Source organism: Streptomyces sp. NBC_01485, from assembly GCF_036227125.1.
GTDB lineage: Bacteria > Actinomycetota > Actinomycetes > Streptomycetales > Streptomycetaceae > Streptomyces.
The window spans coordinates 5346891-5364042 of the sequence record NZ_CP109435.1 but is presented as its reverse complement, the minus strand read 5'-3'; the positions used below and the strand labels follow the sequence as shown (position 1 = coordinate 5364042).

Here is a 17152-nt window from a genome sequence, read left to right as displayed (position 1 = left end):
ACGCAAAACCCGCACGGTAATGCCTTCGGGGCATTGGCGATCGTGAATTGATTCACGATATCCGCCGCAAGATTCACTTCGCCAAGGTTCGCTTCACCAAGATTCCGATATTCCAAGATTCATTTCACGGAACCACTGTAAGCGCGCTCCCCCGGGTCCGCACATGCCGAAGGGCCCTACGAGGTAGGGCCCTTCGGGTAAAGAAAAGTCGCCGGACGCGGCTCGGGGCGGCGGACGCTGTGCTCAGGGCAGCGGCACGGTCGCCGATGCGCTCGGCCAGGTCATACGGATCAGCCCGCCGTGCTCCCCGGCGGTGACCTCGACGTCGTCGACGAGGCCGCTGATGACCGCGAGGCCCATCTCGTCCTCCTCGGTCTCGGCGTCGACGTCCGCGCCGGAGCCGGGTACGCGGTCGCCGGGAGCCGAGCGTGGCGCCTCGTCACCGACCTCGATGGAGAACTGCTTCTCCTCCTCGATCAGCAGCACCTTCACGGGCGCGGTGATGCCGCCGCTCTGGTGCAGTCCGACGGCACGGGTACAGGCCTCGCCCACGGCGAGCCTGACCTCGTCGAGGACGGCCTCGTCCACCCCGGCCCTGCGCGCCACCGCTGCCGCCACCAGTCGGGCGGTCCTGACGTGCTCGGGCAGCGCGCTGAAGCGGAGTTCAACGGTGGCCATGCGTCCCCCTCGGAACTACGGGCGTGCTGTCGGAGGGCCGGGCCACCGAAGCCCGGACCCCCCAATGTTGTTCGACCAGCCGTGCCCGGGCCGCACGGGGCGGCCCGGGACGGGGTGGTCAGTCGGTGGCAGCGACCGCTTCGTCGACCGAGGTGTGAATCGGGAACACCTTGGTCAGACCGGTGATGCGGAAGATCTTCAAAATACGCTCCTGGTTGCAGACCAGCCGGAGCGAGCCCTCATGGGCACGCACCCGCTTCAGTCCACCGACCAGCACGCCGAGCCCGGTGGAGTCGAGGAAGTCCACGCCCTCCATGTCGACGACAAGGTGGAAATTGCCGTCGTTCACCAGCTCGACCAGCTGCTCGCGCAACTTGGGCGCGGTATATACGTCGATTTCGCCACCGACCTCGACGACCGTACGATCGCCGACGGTACGGGTCGACAGAGACAGGTCCACGGATCCTCCAGCACCTTGCTATCGAGCGGTCGCCCCTCGGGACACCTGGGCAGGAACCCCCGGGACGGTACGCCAGCTGCGATGGCATTCAATCACTTACCGGCAGGCGTGCACGACGCCTTCGCTCCATTGTCCGTCACGCCGGTGACACACTCGGTGCCGATGGCCAAGAATCACCGACCCGATCGACCCTCGCCCGAGGCCGCGCCCCGCCTGTCTCCGGGCGCGATCCTGGAACGGCTCGCCCCGGGACCGAGCCGGGCCTCGCGCATCACTCATACGGAGCACTTGCCCCCGCGCGAGGGCCGCCATGCCGTCTGGCCGGACCGGATTCGCGCGGAGGTCGTCGCGGCCGTGCAGGCCGGGGGCATCGAACACCCCTGGGCCCACCAGGCCCTCGCCGCCGAGCACGCCCTGGACGGCGACTCGGTGGTCGTCGCCACGGGCACCGCGTCCGGCAAGTCCCTGGCCTACCTCGTGCCGGTCCTCTCGGCCCTCCTGGACGGCTCCGAGGCCCCCAACGGCCGCGGGGCCACCACCCTCTACCTGGCCCCCACCAAGGCTCTGGCGGCGGACCAGTGCCGCTCTGTGAAGGAACTTTCACAACCTCTCGGCAACGCGGTACGGCCGGCCGTGTACGACGGCGACACGCCGTTCGAGGAACGGGAGTGGATCCGCCAGTACGCCAACTACGTCCTGACCAACCCGGACATGCTGCACCGGGGCATCCTCCCGTCCCACCCCCGCTGGTCCTCCTTCCTGAAGTCGCTGAAGTACGTCGTCATCGACGAGTGCCACACCTATCGCGGCGTGTTCGGCTCCCACGTCGCCCAAGTACTGCGCCGCCTGCGCCGCCTCTGCGCCCGCTACGGGGCCTCCCCCGTCTTCCTGCTGGCCTCCGCGACGGCCGCCGAGCCCGCGGTGGCCGCGGGGCGCCTCACCGGCCTCCCGGTGGTCGAGGTCGCCGACGACGCCTCACCCCGTGGCGAACTGGTGTTCGCCCTCTGGGAGCCCCCGCTCACCGAGATGCAGGGCGAGAAGGGCGCCCCCGTCCGGCGTACCGCCACCGCCGAGACCGCCGACCTGCTGACCGACCTCGCCGTCCAGGGCGTGCGCACCGTCGCCTTCGTCCGCTCCCGGCGCGGCGCCGAGCTGATCGCGCTGATCGCCCAGGAGCGCCTCGCCGAGGTCGACCGCTCACTCGCCCGGCGGGTCGCGGCGTACCGTGGCGGTTACCTCCCCGAGGAACGGCGCGCCCTGGAGCAGGCCCTGCACTCGGGCGAACTCCTCGGCCTGGCCGCCACGACCGCCCTGGAGCTCGGCATCGATGTCTCCGGCCTGGACGCCGTCCTGATCGCCGGCTACCCGGGGACGCGCGCGTCCCTGTGGCAGCAGGCGGGCCGGGCGGGCCGCTCCGGGCAGGGGGCGCTGGCGGTGCTGGTCGCCCGGGACGACCCGCTGGACACCTTCCTGGTCCACCACCCGGAGGCGCTGTTCGACCGCCCGGTGGAGTCGACGGTCCTGGACCCCGACAACCCCTACGTCCTCGCCCCGCACCTGTGCGCGGCGGCCGCGGAACTCCCGTTGACCGACGAGGACCTGGCCCTGTTCGGCCCCGAGACCGAGGGCCTGCTGCCGCAGTTGGAGGCCGCGAAGCTGCTGCGCCGCCGGACGAAGGCCTGGCACTGGACCCGCCGGGAACGGGCCGCCGACCTCACGGACATACGTGGCGAGGGCGGCCGACCCATCCAGGTCGTCGAGGCCGGCACGGGCCGGCTGCTCGGCACGGTCGACGCGGGCTCCGCCCACACCACCGTCCACGAGGGCGCGGTCCACCTCCACCAGGGCCGCACGTATCTCGTGCGTTCCCTGGACCTGGAGGACTCCGTCGCCCTGGTCGAGGAGGCCAACCCGCCGTACTCGACGGTCGCCCGCGACACGACGGCGATCTCCGTCCTGGAGACCGACGTCGAAATCCCGTGGGGCCAGGGGCGGTTGTGCTACGGCTCGGTCGAAGTCACCAACCAGGTCGTCTCCTTCCTGCGTCGACGGGTCATCACCGGTGAAGTCCTGGGCGAGTCGAAGCTCGACCTCCCTCCTCGTACGTTGCGCACCCGCGCGGTGTGGTGGACGGTCACCGAAGACCAACTGGACGCCGCCCGGATCAACCCCGAGATCCTCGGCGGGGCCCTGCACGCCGCCGAACACGCCTCGATCGGGATGCTGCCCCTCTTCGCGACCTGCGACCGCTGGGACATCGGCGGCGTGTCGGTCCCGCTCCACCCCGACACGCTGTTGCCGACGGTCTTCGTCTACGACGGCCATCCCGGCGGCGCGGGCTTCGCGGAGCGCGCCTTCCACACGGCCCGCGCCTGGCTGACCGCCACCCGCCAGGCCATCGCCTCCTGCGAGTGCGACGCCGGCTGCCCGTCCTGCATCCAGTCCCCCAAGTGCGGCAACGGCAACGAACCGCTGCACAAACGGGGAGCCGTACGCCTGCTCACGGAACTGGTGCGGGAGGCTCCCGAGGAGAAGCCGGAGGCAGAGGCGGTGGAGCAGGGACAGGGGCAGGAACAGCCGCAGGGTCAGGGGCAGGGAGTGCGGACGGCGGAGGGGGCAGCGCGTCCGCCGGGCCCGCCCGTGCCCTGACCTCGGCTGCGAACAGCCCCCGTCCCGACGCCGCCGTCACGTCGGAGATCTCGCCGACGACGGCGCACCGCACCAGTCGCGCGCCCTGTGCCCGGGCCACCCGGTCCGCCCGGGCACAGGCCCGCTCGGCGCCGTCCGTCCAGTGGTCGGCGGCCGCGAGCGCCGCGAGATCGGCGCCGCCCGCGGCACGGTGCCGGACCGCCACGGCCTGGCCGAGGGCGAGCACGACACCGAACACCACGCACAGCACCGCGATCGCGCCGATGCTCCACACGGTGGCGGAACCACGGTCCCCGCCCCCACGGCGCCCTCCACAGGACGCTCCACGGCCACGGACCCTCATGACCCCGCCTCCACGCCCGGCGCCGCTCCTGAGGCGTCCTGTGCCGCCCCCACGGCCTCCTCGGCAGCCGCCACGGCCTCCTCCCGCACCTCGAAGGGCAGCAGCCCTCGCAGCACCGGTGGCTTCGCCACGACGACCACGCGGACCTGGTCGCCCTCCCGGCCGACCGTCACCTCCGCCCCGCGCGGCGCCGTCGCACGGGTCACCTTCAGGACCTCGGCGGCCGAATCCTGCCGGGCCGCCGCCCGGGCGCCGGTCCGAGCCGCGTCCACGCAGCGGATCTGAACGGACATCGCGAGCAGCCCCCACACCAGCGCCATCGCGAACGCCGCCAGCACCGGCAGCACGACGGCCGCCTCCGCCGTGACGAACCCCTGGTCCCCGCCGCGCCCCCATCGGCCCGCGCGCGGAGGCCGCCGCCCGCGCTCCCGTCCGCGCTCACGCCCCCGCACTGAGCGCCCGTTTCACGATGTTCTGGAGCGCGGCGCCGACCACGTCGCTCGTCACCACCTGGTGGAGGAGCACCGCGAATCCCACGGCCGCCACGATCCCCATCGCGTACTCGGACGTCACCATTCCCGCATCCCTGCGCGCCGCACGCGCCCTGCACACCAGGGCACGCAGCCGCGCCCGTACCGCCTTGTACATCTCAACCCCCGTGAGGTTCAGTCGTGTTGATCCGTGGTCTTCGATTGATCTGTCGTCTTCGATTCGATCGGTCGCTTCGATCGCCTGCGTTGCTTCTGTCCGGCGTTCACCCGCATCGCGCCGTCATCGCCCACCCCCTTCCAGGACCCCGCCCGCGAGCCCGATCACGATGGGCAGCACGCCGAGGGCGATGAAGGCGGGCAGGAAGCACAGCCCCACCGGCGCGGTGACCATGACGGCCGCCCGCCGGGCCCGAGCCGTCGCGGCACGCCCCCACTCGGCGCGGGTGTCGGCGGCGAGCCGCGCGACCGGTCCGGCCGCCGGCAGCCCCGACACGTCGGCCCGCTCCAGCAACCGCGCCAGGGCCGCCGCGCCCGGCAGCGCGGCCAACCTCCGCCACGCGGTGGCCGGTTCACCGCCCAGCCGTACCTCGGCGGCACCGCGCGCCAAGCCCGCCCCGACGGGCCCGCCCAGGGCCTCACCCACGGCCTGCGCCGCGATGACCGGACCGGCTCCGGCCGCGATGCACGCGGCCAGCAGGTCGGCGGCGAGCGGGAGTTGCCGCGCGGCGAGCCGGGCATCGGCCTCGCTCACCGCATCCGCACCGGCCGCCGCCTGTTGCCGGCGACACCACCGCCCCAGCGCCACCGCGCCGATCAGCCCTAGCAGGAGACCGGCGACACCGCCGACCACCACCCATCCGGCGCCCACCACCGACACCTCGGGAAGCCAGCGCCGTACGGCCTCCCGCGCGGCGGAGGGCCGGGTGTCCGGCGCCGTCTCCGAGGTCAGCAGCGCGGCCAGGCGCCGCCGTGCCCTGCGTTCGCGTCGTACGGTCTCGAGCCACCGCACCAGCCACCACAGGGCCGCCGCGATCCCCACGGCCACCCCCAGCCTGTGGACAACTTCCGCGCTCATGCCGCCTCCGTCCATGTCACCCACCTCTCATCGCCGCTGTCCGCGCCGACCGCCCGCCCGTTCACACCGCCTCCGCGGTGCGCACGATCCGCAGTGCCCACCACATCCCCGCGCCCTTGAGCGCACCGCCGACGAGCAGGCAGCCCAGCCCCGCTCCGGTGTGCAGCAGGACGTACAGCGGGGCGGCGCCCAGCGCGGCGCCCAGCAGGAGGCCCAGCACCGGCAGGCCGGCGAGCATCACCACCGTGGCGCGAGGTCCCGCCAACTGAGCTCGCATATCCGCCCGTTGGTCCCGTTCCGCACGCAACGCCCCTTCGAGGCGGTCGAGACCGGCGGCAAGACCGGCGCCCTGGTCCACGGCCACCCGCCAGCACGCGGCGAGTCCCAGCAGCCCGTCGGCCCCCGGTTGCCGTGCGGCGACGGCGAGAGCCCTGGGTACGTCCCCGCCGAACCGTGCCGCCGCCAACACCGCGGGCTGCGCCGCCCCCAGCCCTCCGGAGTCCCGCGCGGCCCGCTGCAACGCCTCCCCGGGCTGCCTGCCGGCGAGCACCTCCCCGGCCAGCGCCGCGCACAGCGCGATCACCGCGTCCCCTCGGCGCTCGCCCGCCCGCCGCTCCTCGGCGGCCCGCCGCGCCCGGCGCAGCAGTGGCACCCCGGCCGCGCCCGCGACGAACGGCAGCACCGAGCCGCCCAGCACCGCCAGGACCAGTCCGGCGACCGGCGCCCACCACTCGGGCCGCCACCGCCGCCGCAGCCTGTGCAGCTCGCCGGTGAGTCGCGGCCACGACGGGGGCCCACTGCCGACCACCCCGCCTCCGGCGAGCAGCAACTGGGCCCGCCTGGCCCCCGAGTACGGTCCGCCCAGCAGCCAGGCCGCCGCCCCGGCACAGGCCACCGCCGCGGCCATCGGCACCTCACCCATCACACCCACCCGTCCCTCCGTACTCGTCGCCGTACTCGTCGCCGTACTCGTCACACCCGCCCGTTCCTCCGTCGTTCTCCTCGCCACGCAGCAGCTCCCGCAGCCGCTCCCAGCCCCGCTCGCGGGCGAACGCGTCCGCCCGCCACCGCAGTGCCGGCACGGTCCGCACCAGCCCCGAAGGGTCCCGTTCCAGCACGTGCACCTCGGCGATCCGCCGCCGCCCGGCCGGGTCGCGTACGAGGTGCAGGACCACCGACAGGGCGGCCGCCAACTGGCTGTGCAGCGCGGCCCGGTCGAGCCCGGCCGCCGTGCCGAGCGCCTCCAGCCGGGCGGGGACGTCCGCGGCGGCGTTGGCGTGGACCGTGCCGCAGCCGCCCTCGTGACCCGTGTTGAGCGCGGCCAGCAGATGGACGACCTCCGGCCCGCGCACCTCGCCCACGACGAGCCGGTCCGGCCGCATCCGCAGGGCCTGCCGCACCAGGTCCTCGAGCGTGACGAGCCCCGCGCCCTCCTGGTTGGCGGGTCTGCTCTCCAAACGGACGACGTGCGGGTGATCCGGGCGCAGCTCCGCCGAGTCCTCCGCGAGCACGATCCGCTCACCCGGCCCGACCAGGCCGAGCAACGCGCTCAGCAGGGTCGTCTTGCCGCTGCCGGTGCCGCCGCTGACCAGGAAGGACAGCCGTGCCCGCACCAGGGCCCGCAGCACCTGGTCACCGCCGGGCGGAACCGTGCCCGCGGCCACCAGTTCGTCGAGCGTGAACGCGCGTGGCCGTACGACGCGCAGCGACAGGCAGGTGCAGCCGACGGCGACCGGGGGCAGCACCGCGTGCAGTCGGGTCCCGTCGGGCAGCCGGGCGTCGGCCCAGGGCCGGGCGTCGTCCAGGCGCCGTCCGGCCACGGCGGCCAGCCGCTGCGCGAGGCGCCGTACGGCAGCCGCGTCGGGGAAGGAGACGCCGGTCAGCTCCAGGCCGCCGCCGCGGTCGACCCAGACCCGGTCCGGGGCCGACACCAGCACGTCGGTCACCCTGGGGTCGGCGAGCAGTGGCTCCAGGGGCCCGCTGCCGATCAGCTCGGACCGCAGTTGCGCGGCGGCGCCGAGCACCTCCGCGTCGCCGAGGACCCGCCCCTGTTCGCGCAGCGCCTGCGCCACGCGCGCGGGTGTCGGTTCGGCTCCGCTCTCGGCGAGCCACTGCCGTACGCCGTCGAGCAGCGCCCCAGCCCCCCGCGCGGTCACGCGTTCGAGCCCGGTCGGCGTGCTCATGAGCCGCCCGCCTCGGTCAGCGCGCGCTCCCAGAACTCCTTGCAGAAGCGGGCGAGGGGCCCGCGCGCGGTCGCGCCCGGCGGTGCCTTGCCGCCGTCGGGACGCAGCAGCCCCGGCTCGACGGGCACCTCGCCTGCCAGCGGCAGTCCGAGCAGCCGCGCCACCTCGCCGTCGTCGAGTCCGGGCGCGTAGGGCCCGCGTACCGCCACCCGCAGGTCGCGCAGCACCATGCCGACGGCGGAGGCCACGCGCCCGCCCGCCGCGACGGCGCGCAGTTCGGCGGGGACCACGAGGAGCCCGAGGTCGAGTTGGGCCAGAACCTCGGAGACCCCGTCGTCGATACGGCGCGGCAGGTCGACGACGACCGTGCCGCCCCGGCGCCGGGCCGCCGCGAGCACCGCGCGTACGGCCTGGGGTGCGATGGTGACGCAGTCGCCCCGGTCCCAACTGAGCACCCGCAGCGAGTGCAGGCTGGGCAGCGACTCCTCCAGGGCGCCGCCGCCGACCCGGCCGCGCGAGGCGGCGAACGCGGGCCAGCGCAGGCCCTCCGCGCTCTCGCCGCCGAGGAGTACGTCGAGTCCGCCGCCCAGTGGATCGGCGTCCACGAGGAGGGTGCGCAGCCCTTCGCGCGCGGAGGTGACGGCGAGGGCGCACGCGAGCGTGGACGCTCCGGCGCCGCCGCGGCCGCCGATGACGCCGACGGTGAGCGCGGGCCGGCCGACTCCTTCGGCGACGTCGGCGATGCGGTCGACCAGCCACTGTTCGCCGTCGGGCAGCATCAGGACGTGGTCGGCGCCGATCTCCACGGCGCGCTGCCACACCCCGGAGTCGTCCTGGTCGCGTCCGACGAGGACCACTCCTCGCCTGCGGGCGGCCCCGCGAACCTTGCGTGCTGCGTCGTCGCCGACGAGGACCAGCGGCGCGGACTCCCAGCCGCCCCGTTGCTGCGGCACCGAGTGATGCACCTCGGGTGTCGCGCCGGCCGCGGCGCACAGGCGCAACAGGTCGTCGAGGAGTGCCGCGTCCTCCGTGACGATGAGCGGCTTGCCCGGCCGGTCTCCGCCGGTGGGCGGCGGGTCGTGTGTGACGGCTCCGGTCACGATGTCCATCCCCCTTCGCTGCGGGGCGCGCCGTCCCTGCGGCCCCGCGATTCCCAAACGTGTGGAGAACCGGCCTCCGGCCTCCATATGAACGGCCGACAGAAACCGGCCGCACACGCCCGGCAAACGGAACCGGCCGTGTGAAGTCGGCCCGAGCGGACGCGTCGGAATCACGGTGCAGCGAACCCGGAAATCGTGTGGATCTTGGTGGAAAACTGTGGACGAGTGGGGAGTTGTGAATATCGCCGTCACCCAAACCGGTGACCCCTGCGCTAGTCCGTGTACGACTTCCACAGAGCAGCCCGACGGCTACACACGGTGAGGGGAGGCGGACATGCGAAAGAGGCGGCCGCAGCCGCCTCGGTGCGGCACCACGGCCGCGTACAGAAGAGGAAAACCCACCCGGACATGCGACGACCCCCGCCGGGGGGGAGAGCGGGGGTCGCCTTCACGGCCGACTCGGGGGGGGAGGAGCCGGACCGCGTTAGCACGGTCGCGAACGATCCGTGACTTCCATGGTGTACCCGAGAGGCCTCTCAGGCAAACCAACGCGCTCACCTTACGCCGAATGGGCTGCCCCTATGCTCTTGCTTGTGGAAAACCACTCCTTGCCCCGCACAGCGGCCTTCTTTGACCTGGACAAGACGGTCATTGCGAAGTCGAGCACGCTCACCTTCAGTAAGTCCTTCTACCAAGGCGGGCTGATCAACCGCAGGGCGGCCTTGCGCACCGCATATGCCCAGTTCGTCTTCCTCGTCGGCGGTATGGACCACGACCAGATGGAACGGACACGCGAGTACCTGTCCGCCCTCGTGCGCGGCTGGAACGTCCAGCAGGTGAAGGAGATCGTGGCCGAGACCCTGCACGACCTGATCGACCCGCTCATCTACGACGAGGCGGCCTCGCTGATCGAGGAGCACCACACCGCCGGCCGTGACGTCGTCATCGTGTCCACGTCGGGCGCCGAGGTGGTCGAGCCGATCGGCGAGCTGCTCGGCGCGGACCGCGTGGTCGCCACCCGCATGGTCGTGGGCGAGGACGGCTGCTTCACCGGCGAGGTGGAGTACTACGCCTACGGCCCCACGAAGGCGGAGGCGGTCAAGGAGCTGGCCGAGTCCGAGGGGTACGACCTCTCGCGCTGCTACGCCTACAGCGACTCGGCGACCGACCTGCCGATGCTGCAGGCGGTGGGGCACCCGCACGCCGTGAACCCGGACCGGGCCCTGCGGCGCGAGGCCGTGGCGCGCGGCTGGCCGATTCTCGACTTCCACCGGCCGGTGCGCCTCAAGCAGCGGATTCCCAGGTTCTCCGTACCGCCGCGCCCGGCGCTCGTCGCGGCCGCGGCCATAGGAGCGGCGGCGGCCACCGCGGGCCTCGTCTGGTACGCCAGCAGGCGCCGGGCGGCGGCGACCGCCTGACCTGCCCGTTTAAAGCCCTTTTAGGAGTAAGGGCAAAGAACTGCTGCCAGCACTTCCGCTTGTCCGGGGTCAGGAGTACAAAGGACTTAACGGCCCGCGAGACCAAGGACATCCGAGAGGATCACCTTAATAACGCATTTGGCCCCACGGACCGCGCATGACCACCGGGCACCCACGCGACGTCGACCCGTCGATTACGGGCCAGCCGCACCAGGTCACGGGCGAAGTTCCCGGCCTGATGGGCAATATATCGAGGACGCCTGGTAACCGGGTGAGCATGCCAGCGGCGGTACGAGGACTCGTACCGCCGCAACCCTTTGTGAGGCCCCCGCGCGGGGGCCTTTTTTCGTGCCGTGACGTGACGCACTGCGGCTTGCCGTGCGCTTTCCCGGGGCCGCGCGCCACGCGCGCGTGGCGCGTTACGCCGCCCCGCGCTGCAACGCCTCGCACACCGCCGTCGACTCGCGGGCGCCCAGCTCGACCGCCCTGCCGCAGTGGGCGATCCAGGCCGCCATGCCGTCCGGGGTGCCGGAGGCGTAGCCGTCCAGCGCCGCCAGGTAGGCCGCCCGGCCCAGCTCGGCGTGACCCACCTCGGCCGGGCAGACCGACTTGGGGTCGAGGCCGCCGCCGATGAGGACGATGCGTGCGGCGGCCCGCGCGACCAGGCCGTTGTGGGACGAGAAGGGGCGCAGGGCCAGCAGCTCGCCGTGGACGACGGCGGCCGTCACCAGGGCGGGCGCGGACCCTCCCACGATGATCAGCTCGGACAGTCCCTCCAGGCGTCCGGCCAGCTCGGCGGCGCCGGGCAGCGGCAGTTCGATCAGCGGCTCGTCGACCGCCTCGCCGGACTGCCGCGGACGCCCGACCTCGTCCTCGTTGCTCGCGGCGGCCACCAGGTGCAGCCGCGCCAGCACCCGCAGCGGCGACTGCCTCCAGATGGACAGCAACTGACCCGCCTCGGCGGTCAGCCGCAGGGCGGCGCCCATGACTCGCGCCTCGTCGTCGACACTGAAGTCGGTGCGCCGTCGCACCTCTTCCAGCGCCCAGTCCGCCCCGGAGAGCGCCGCCGAGCCGCGGGCGCCGCGCAGGGCCGCCTCGGAGGTGATCGCGTTGCTGCGGCGGCGCATGACCCGGTGTCCGTAGACCCGGTCCACGGCCTTGCGCATGGACTCCACGGACTCGGCCACACCGGGCAACGAGCCCAGGGCCGCAAGCGGATCGGCGGACGCGCCTGTCGTACTCATGAGTACGACACTACGCAACCCCTGCGCACGCCCCACGAAGGAGTGGTCTTCTTCACGCACACCTGTCACCTACAGCTATCGACACACTACCCTTTGTGAACATGAAAATTGCTTTCGTTGGGAAGGGCGGCAGTGGCAAGACCACTCTGTCCTCCCTGTTCATCCGCCATCTCGCCGCCGACGGCGCGCCCGTGATCGCGGTCGACGCGGACATCAACCAGCACCTGGGGCCCGCGCTCGGGCTGGACGAGGCGGAGGCCGCCGCGCTGCCCGCGATGGGCGACCGGCTGCCGCTGATCAAGAACTACCTGCGCGGCTCGAACCCCCGCGTCGCCTCCGCCGAGACGATGATCAAGACGACCCCGCCCGGCGAGGGCTCACGGCTGCTGCGGGTGCGCGAGGAGAACCCGGTGTACGACGCCTGTGCCCGGCCGGTGGAACTCGACGGCGGCGCCGTCCGTTTGATGGTCACGGGCCCCTTCACGGACGCCGACCTGGGGGTCGCCTGCTACCACTCCAAGACGGGAGCGGTGGAGCTGTGCCTGAACCACCTGGTCGACGGGCGTGACGAGTACGTCGTGGTCGACATGACGGCAGGCTCGGACTCCTTCGCCTCCGGCATGTTCACCCGCTTCGACATCACGTTCCTCGTCGCCGAGCCGACCCGGAAGGGGGTCTCCGTCTATCGCCAGTACAAGGAGTACGCCCGCGACTTCGGCGTCGAGCTGAAGGTCGTCGGCAACAAGGTGCAGGGCCAGGACGACGTCGACTTCCTCCGCGCCGAGGTCGGGGACGACCTGCTCGTGACGGTCGGGCACTCCGACTGGGTGCGCGCCATGGAGAAGGGCCGGCCGCCCCGGTTCGAGCTACTGGAGGACACCAACCGCCACGCTCTGCGCCTGCTGCACACGACCGCCGACTCGGCGTACGAGCGGCGCGACTGGGAGCGCTACACCCGGCAGATGGTGCACTTCCACCTGAAGAACGCCGAGTCCTGGGGCAACGAACGCACCGGGGCCGACCTGGCGGCGCAGGTCGACCCCGGGTTCGTCCTCGGCGTAGGCGTCACCGCCTCCGTGTGACGGCTACCGCCTGACCGCCGGCGCCCCGGGCGCGCCCTTCGGGGCCGGAGCGGGGCTGCCGGACAGGAAGGACGCCCAGCCCTGCTTCGGGGCCTGGCCCACCTCCAGGGTGCGCAGCTTGGCCAGCGTCTCGGGGTCCTGGGCGTCCAGCCAGTCGGCCAACTGCCGGAAGGACACGCAGCGCACGTCCGGCTTGTTGCAGACGTTCTCGACGACCTCCTCGACGGCGCGCATGTACGTGCCGCCGTTCCAGGACTCGAAGTGGTTGCCGATGATCAGCGGTGCGCGGTTGCCGTCATAGGCCCGGTGGAAGCCCTTGAGCAGGCTGTCACGCATCTGGTCGCCCCAGAACTCGCGCTTGTCGGGGTCGCCCTGGGTGGCGGTGCCGGACTGGTTGACCATGAAGTTGTAGTCCATGGTGAGCTGCTCGTAGCGGTGCCCGGGGAACGGCACGAGCTGCATCGACAGGTCCCACAGGCCCTCCTTCTTGCCGGGCCAGACCTGGTTGTCGACGCCGCTGGTGTCGTAGCGGAAGCCCAGCTCGCGGGCGGCCTTCATGAAGTTCTTCTGGCCTTCGAGGCAGGGGGTGCGGGCGCCGACGAGTTCCTTGTCGTAGTCGAAGGGCAGCGGGGCCGCCTTCTTCATGCCGGTGTTGGTCTTCCAGGTCTTCACGAACTGCTTGGCCTGGTCGATCTCGTCCTTCCACTCCTCGACCGACCACTCGCCGACGCCGCCGTTCTTCCCGCAGAAGTGGCCGTTGAAGTGGGTGCCGATCTCGTTGCCCTCCAGCCACGCCAGGCGCAACTGCTTCACGGTGTCGGCGATGCCCCGCTCGTCGTTGAAGCCGATGTCGGAGCGGCCCGGCGAGTGCTGCGGCGGCTTGTACAGTTCGGCCTTCTCCTCCGGCAGCATGTACACGCCGCTGAGGAAGTACGTCATCGTCGCGTGGTTGGCCTTGGAGACCTTGCGGAAGTGGGAGAACAGCCTCTGGCTGTCCTCTCCCGCGCCGTCCCAGGAGAAGACCACGAACTGCGGCGGTTTCCGGCCCGGCTTCAGGCGCTCGGGCCGGAGCAGGTGGGGCTGTGCCCCGGTGTACGCGGTGGAGCCGTCGCCGATCAGGCGGACCACGCTCTTGGGCGCGGGAGCCGGCTTCGCCTGCTGCGGGCCCGACGCCCCGCCCTGGGAAACTTGGGAACCATCCATTCCCGTCGCGCAACCGGCGAGCGATGCGGCGACAGTCGCGGCGACCACTGCGCCCGCGGCGATCCTCTGGGTGGCGGCCATCTTCCGCCCACCTTCTTCCTTCTCTCGGCCAACGCCGACGAGGGCGTTCTCTGGTGACGCGCCGGGACGAGCCGGCGGCGCCGTCAAGGTCGCATGGGACCGAGAAGGAATTAGTACGACAAGCCGACAAAAAGACCACTTCACCCTTGCGGGTGATTCATTGCCCTATTTGCCGCAAAAATCCATGCTTGGCCTTTACTCTGCATTACGATCTGTTTACCGATTGTTGATTTCATCCCGCCGCTGCACGCCGTGACCCACGGCCGCGACCGCCCCCGCCACAGCCGGGGGCCCACCAGTTCCGCGACCGCGCTGCCCCGGAGGAGACGGGAACATGTCCGCCTGCGTCCCCACCCGCACTGCCCACTCGACCCGCTCGACGCGCACCGAGCGCAACCACCAGCCGCACAGCCCCCCACCGCCCCCGCACCGCCGCTTCCGCATCGCGGGCGCCGACGTGTCCGCCTCGATCGCGGTCTTCCTGATCGCCCTGCCCCTGTCCCTCGGCATCGCCCTCGCCACCGGCGCACCCCTCCAGGCCGGGCTCGTCGCCGCGGCCGTGGGCGGGATCGTCGCCGGCTGGATCGGCGGCTCACCACTCCAGGTCAGCGGCCCCGCGGCCGGCCTGACCGTCGTCACCGCCGACCTCATCCACCGCTACGGCTGGCGGACGACCTGCGCCATCACCGTCCTCGCCGGACTCGTCCAACTGGGCCTCGGATGCCTGCGCGTGGCGCGCACCGCCCTCGCCGTCAGCCCCGCCATCGTGCACGGCATGCTCGCCGGCATCGGCGTCACCATCGCCGTCGCCCAACTGCACGTCGTCCTCGGCGGCAGCCCCCAGAGCTCCGTCCTCGACAACCTCCGCGCCCTGCCCGCCCAATTCGCCCGCCTGCAGCCCGCGGCCGTGGCCGTGAGCGTGCTGACCCTGGCCCTGCTGCTGCTCTGGCCGCGCATCCCCGGCCGGGTGGGCCGCCTCCTGCACAAGGTGCCCGCCGCACTCGTCGCCGTCACGGGCGCCACCGCGACCGCCGCGCTCGCCGGGCTCACCGTGCCCAAGGTCGACCTGCCGTCCTGGAGCAGTCACGCCCTGGCCGGCCTGCCCGAGGGGCCGGTGCTCGGGATCGTCGCCGCCGTCCTCACCACCACGCTGGTGTGCAGCGTGCAGTCGCTGCTGGGCGCGGTCGCCGTGGACAAGCTGATCGCCTCCAGCCCCAGCCTGCTCAGCTCCCGCTCCACCCGCGTCGGCCGCTCCGACCTGGACCGCGAACTGCTCGGTCAGGGCGCGGCCAACATCGTCTCCGGCGCACTCGGCGGACTGCCGGTGGCGGGCGTCGCCGTGCGCAGTTCGGCGAATGTCCAAGCCGGTGCCGTGAGCCGGAACTCCACGATGCTGCACGGCGTTCTCGTAGTAGTCGCCGCGCTGCTGATGGTCCCGATCCTGGATCTCATCCCGCTCGCCTCACTCGCCGCCCTGGTGATGGCCGTCGGCATCCAGATGGTGTCCCTGCACCACATTCGCACGGTGACGCGCCACCGAGAGGTGCTGGTGTACGCCGTCACCACCCTCGGCGTGGTGCTCCTCGGCGTCCTGGAGGGCGTGACGCTCGGCATCGCCGTGGCCGTCGCCGTCGCCCTGCACCGCCTCGCCCGCACCCGCATCACGCACCATGAGAAGGAAGGAGTCCATCACGTACACGTACGAGGTCAGTTGACCTTCCTCGCCGTGCCGCGGCTCAGCCGCATCCTGCATCTCATGCCCCAAGGCTCCTATGTCGTGGTCGAGTTGGACGGCTCCTTCATGGATCACGCGGCGTACGAGTCCCTGCAGGACTGGCAGAAGTCGCACACCGCGCGAGGCGGCTCCGTCGAGCTGACCGGCCGCCGCCACGGGACGGGGCCCGACACCGGAGTCGACCTGGAGGCACGCATCGGTGCCGGCACCGGCCCAGGCGCGGGCATCGGCTCCAGAGCCGAGGGGGGCGAGCCGACCGCTCCCCGAGGTCTCGCCCCGGTTCCCGCCGGAGACACCCCGATCGCCGACTGCCGCTGCCGCCCCTGGACACCGTGGCGCAACCACCAGTGCGAGGTACCACGGGAAACGACAGCGACAGCGACATCCCGGACGGCCAGGACATCCGGGACGCCCGGGACGACCAGTAAGGCGGACTCGGCGCACTCGCCGGACTCGGAAGAGACGCCGGACACAACGCCGAGAAAGGACCAGCGGAAGGAGACCAGGAAGGAGACGACAGAACCCACGGAGCCAACCGAGCACGCCAGGCACACCGAAAACGCCGGGCGCGCTGCGCACACCGAGCACGCCGAACACACCGAGCCGAGTGGGCATCAGCTGGTGCGTGGCATCAGTGCGTTCCAGCGGAACACCGCGCCGCTGGTGCGGGGGGAGCTGGCGCGGCTGGCCCGGGAGGGGCAGCGGCCCACTCAGCTCTTCCTCACCTGCGCCGACTCACGGCTGGTCACCTCGATGATCACCTCCAGTGGTCCCGGCGACCTGTTCGTGGTGCGCAACGTGGGCAACCTCGTGCCGCCGCCCGGCGGGGAGAGCGGGGACGACTCGGTGGCGGCGGCGATCGAGTACGCGGTGGACGTGTTGAAGGTGCGGTCCATCACGGTGTGCGGGCACTCCGGGTGCGGGGCCATGCAGGCGCTGTTCAACTCCGAACCCGGTGGCCCCCGGACCCCGTTGAAGCGGTGGTTGCGGCACGGGTTGCCGAGTCTGGAGCGGATGGCCGACGACAGCCGCCCCTGGGCCCGGCTGGCCGGGCGGACACCGGCGGACGCGGTCGAGCAGCTCTGCCTGACCAACGTGGTCCAGCAGTTGGAGCATCTGCGGGCCCACGAGTCGGTGGCCGGTGCCCTGCGGGCCGGGGCGCTGGAGCTGCACGGGCTGTACTTCCACGTGGGCGAGGCGCAGGCCTACCTGCTCACCGGGGAGAGCGGCGGCGAGCTGTTCGACCACGTGGGAGTCGCGGACCTGACGGCGTGACGATGTGAGGACGTGGCAATGGGGAGCATCCGCCGAGCCCCTCTCCTCGGCGGGTGCCGCCCAACTGCCGCCCAACGCCACGAGGGCCTGGCCAGGGCGCGGGTGTGAAAGGCGTTACACCGGCTGAACTCCGTC

14 protein-coding genes and 1 pseudogene are annotated in these 17152 nt (G+C 72.3%); 4 read left to right on the top strand and 11 right to left on the bottom strand.

Annotated features, from left to right (window positions below):
* Positions 1-243 precede the first annotated feature (243 nt).
* A complete protein-coding gene (locus tag OG352_RS24365; protein ID WP_329219770.1) occupies positions 244-678 on the bottom strand; it encodes an ATP-binding protein in 435 nt (144 codons plus the stop codon).
* 118 nt (positions 679-796) lie between these two features.
* A complete protein-coding gene (bldG, locus tag OG352_RS24360; protein WP_009189842.1) occupies positions 797-1138 on the bottom strand; it encodes an anti-sigma factor antagonist BldG in 342 nt (113 codons plus the stop codon).
* Between the two features lie 81 nt (positions 1139-1219).
* Between bldG and OG352_RS24355 the strand changes: the two genes are divergently transcribed.
* Complete coding sequence (locus OG352_RS24355) at positions 1220-3787, top strand: DEAD/DEAH box helicase (protein ID WP_329219769.1); 2568 nt, start codon at positions 1220-1222, stop codon at positions 3785-3787.
* On the opposite strand, the pseudogene OG352_RS24350 reads toward OG352_RS24355, so the two are convergent.
* The 7 genes and pseudogenes from OG352_RS24350 to ssd all read right to left on the bottom strand — a co-directional run.
* A pseudogene (locus OG352_RS24350) lies at positions 3708-4130 on the bottom strand (Rv3654c family TadE-like protein); the annotation flags it as partial. The gene OG352_RS24355 and the pseudogene OG352_RS24350 overlap by 80 nt on opposite strands.
* Positions 4127-4582: a TadE family type IV pilus minor pilin gene (locus tag OG352_RS24345; RefSeq protein WP_329219767.1), complete on the bottom strand. Its 456-nt coding sequence runs from the start codon at positions 4580-4582 to the stop codon at positions 4127-4129. The gene OG352_RS24345 and the pseudogene OG352_RS24350, both read right to left, overlap by 4 nt.
* Positions 4569-4778 carry a DUF4244 domain-containing protein gene (locus OG352_RS24340; protein WP_329219765.1) on the bottom strand — a complete coding sequence of 70 codons (210 nt, stop codon included), beginning with the start codon at positions 4776-4778 and terminating at the stop codon, positions 4569-4571. Before OG352_RS24340 ends, OG352_RS24345 begins: the two co-directional genes overlap by 14 nt.
* A 123-nt stretch (positions 4779-4901) precedes the next feature.
* The gene (locus tag OG352_RS24335; protein ID WP_329219763.1) at positions 4902-5696 is read right to left on the bottom strand and encodes a type II secretion system F family protein; all 795 of its coding nucleotides are present in this window, start codon (positions 5694-5696) and stop codon (positions 4902-4904) included.
* Positions 5697-5757: 61 nt separating this feature from the next.
* Positions 5758-6618 (bottom strand): type II secretion system F family protein, encoded by an 861-nt coding sequence (locus OG352_RS24330; RefSeq protein WP_329223944.1) that lies wholly within the window; start codon positions 6616-6618, stop codon positions 5758-5760.
* Complete coding sequence (locus tag OG352_RS24325) at positions 6611-7879, bottom strand: TadA family conjugal transfer-associated ATPase (RefSeq protein WP_329219761.1); 1269 nt, start codon at positions 7877-7879, stop codon at positions 6611-6613. The genes OG352_RS24330 and OG352_RS24325 overlap by 8 nt, the downstream gene beginning before the upstream one ends.
* Positions 7876-8988 (bottom strand): septum site-determining protein Ssd, encoded by a 1113-nt coding sequence (gene ssd / locus OG352_RS24320; RefSeq protein WP_329219759.1) that lies wholly within the window; start codon positions 8986-8988, stop codon positions 7876-7878. Before ssd ends, OG352_RS24325 begins: the two co-directional genes overlap by 4 nt.
* Before the next feature lie 572 nt (positions 8989-9560).
* On the opposite strand from ssd, the gene OG352_RS24315 reads away from it, so the two are divergent.
* A complete protein-coding gene (locus OG352_RS24315) occupies positions 9561-10397 on the top strand; it encodes an HAD family hydrolase (protein ID WP_329219758.1) in 837 nt (278 codons plus the stop codon).
* Positions 10398-10816: 419 nt separating this feature from the next.
* Here OG352_RS24315 and OG352_RS24310 read toward each other — a convergent pair whose 3' ends face one another.
* On the bottom strand, positions 10817-11641 hold the full coding sequence (locus OG352_RS24310) for an oxidoreductase (RefSeq protein ID WP_329219757.1): 825 nt from the start codon (positions 11639-11641) through the stop codon (positions 10817-10819).
* A gap of 101 nt (positions 11642-11742) precedes the next feature.
* Between OG352_RS24310 and OG352_RS24305 the strand changes: the two genes are divergently transcribed.
* On the top strand, positions 11743-12723 hold the full coding sequence (locus tag OG352_RS24305; protein WP_329219756.1) for an ATP-binding protein: 981 nt from the start codon (positions 11743-11745) through the stop codon (positions 12721-12723).
* Positions 12724-12726: 3 nt separating this feature from the next.
* Here the strand turns inward: OG352_RS24305 and OG352_RS24300 are convergent, their stop codons facing one another.
* Complete coding sequence (locus OG352_RS24300; RefSeq protein ID WP_329219754.1) at positions 12727-14007, bottom strand: polysaccharide deacetylase family protein; 1281 nt, start codon at positions 14005-14007, stop codon at positions 12727-12729.
* A gap of 334 nt (positions 14008-14341) precedes the next feature.
* On the opposite strand from OG352_RS24300, the gene OG352_RS24295 reads away from it, so the two are divergent.
* Positions 14342-17017, top strand: a complete 2676-nt coding sequence (locus OG352_RS24295) for a bifunctional SulP family inorganic anion transporter/carbonic anhydrase (protein ID WP_329219752.1) — start codon at positions 14342-14344, stop codon at positions 17015-17017.
* The last annotated feature ends 135 nt before the right edge of the window (positions 17018-17152 follow it).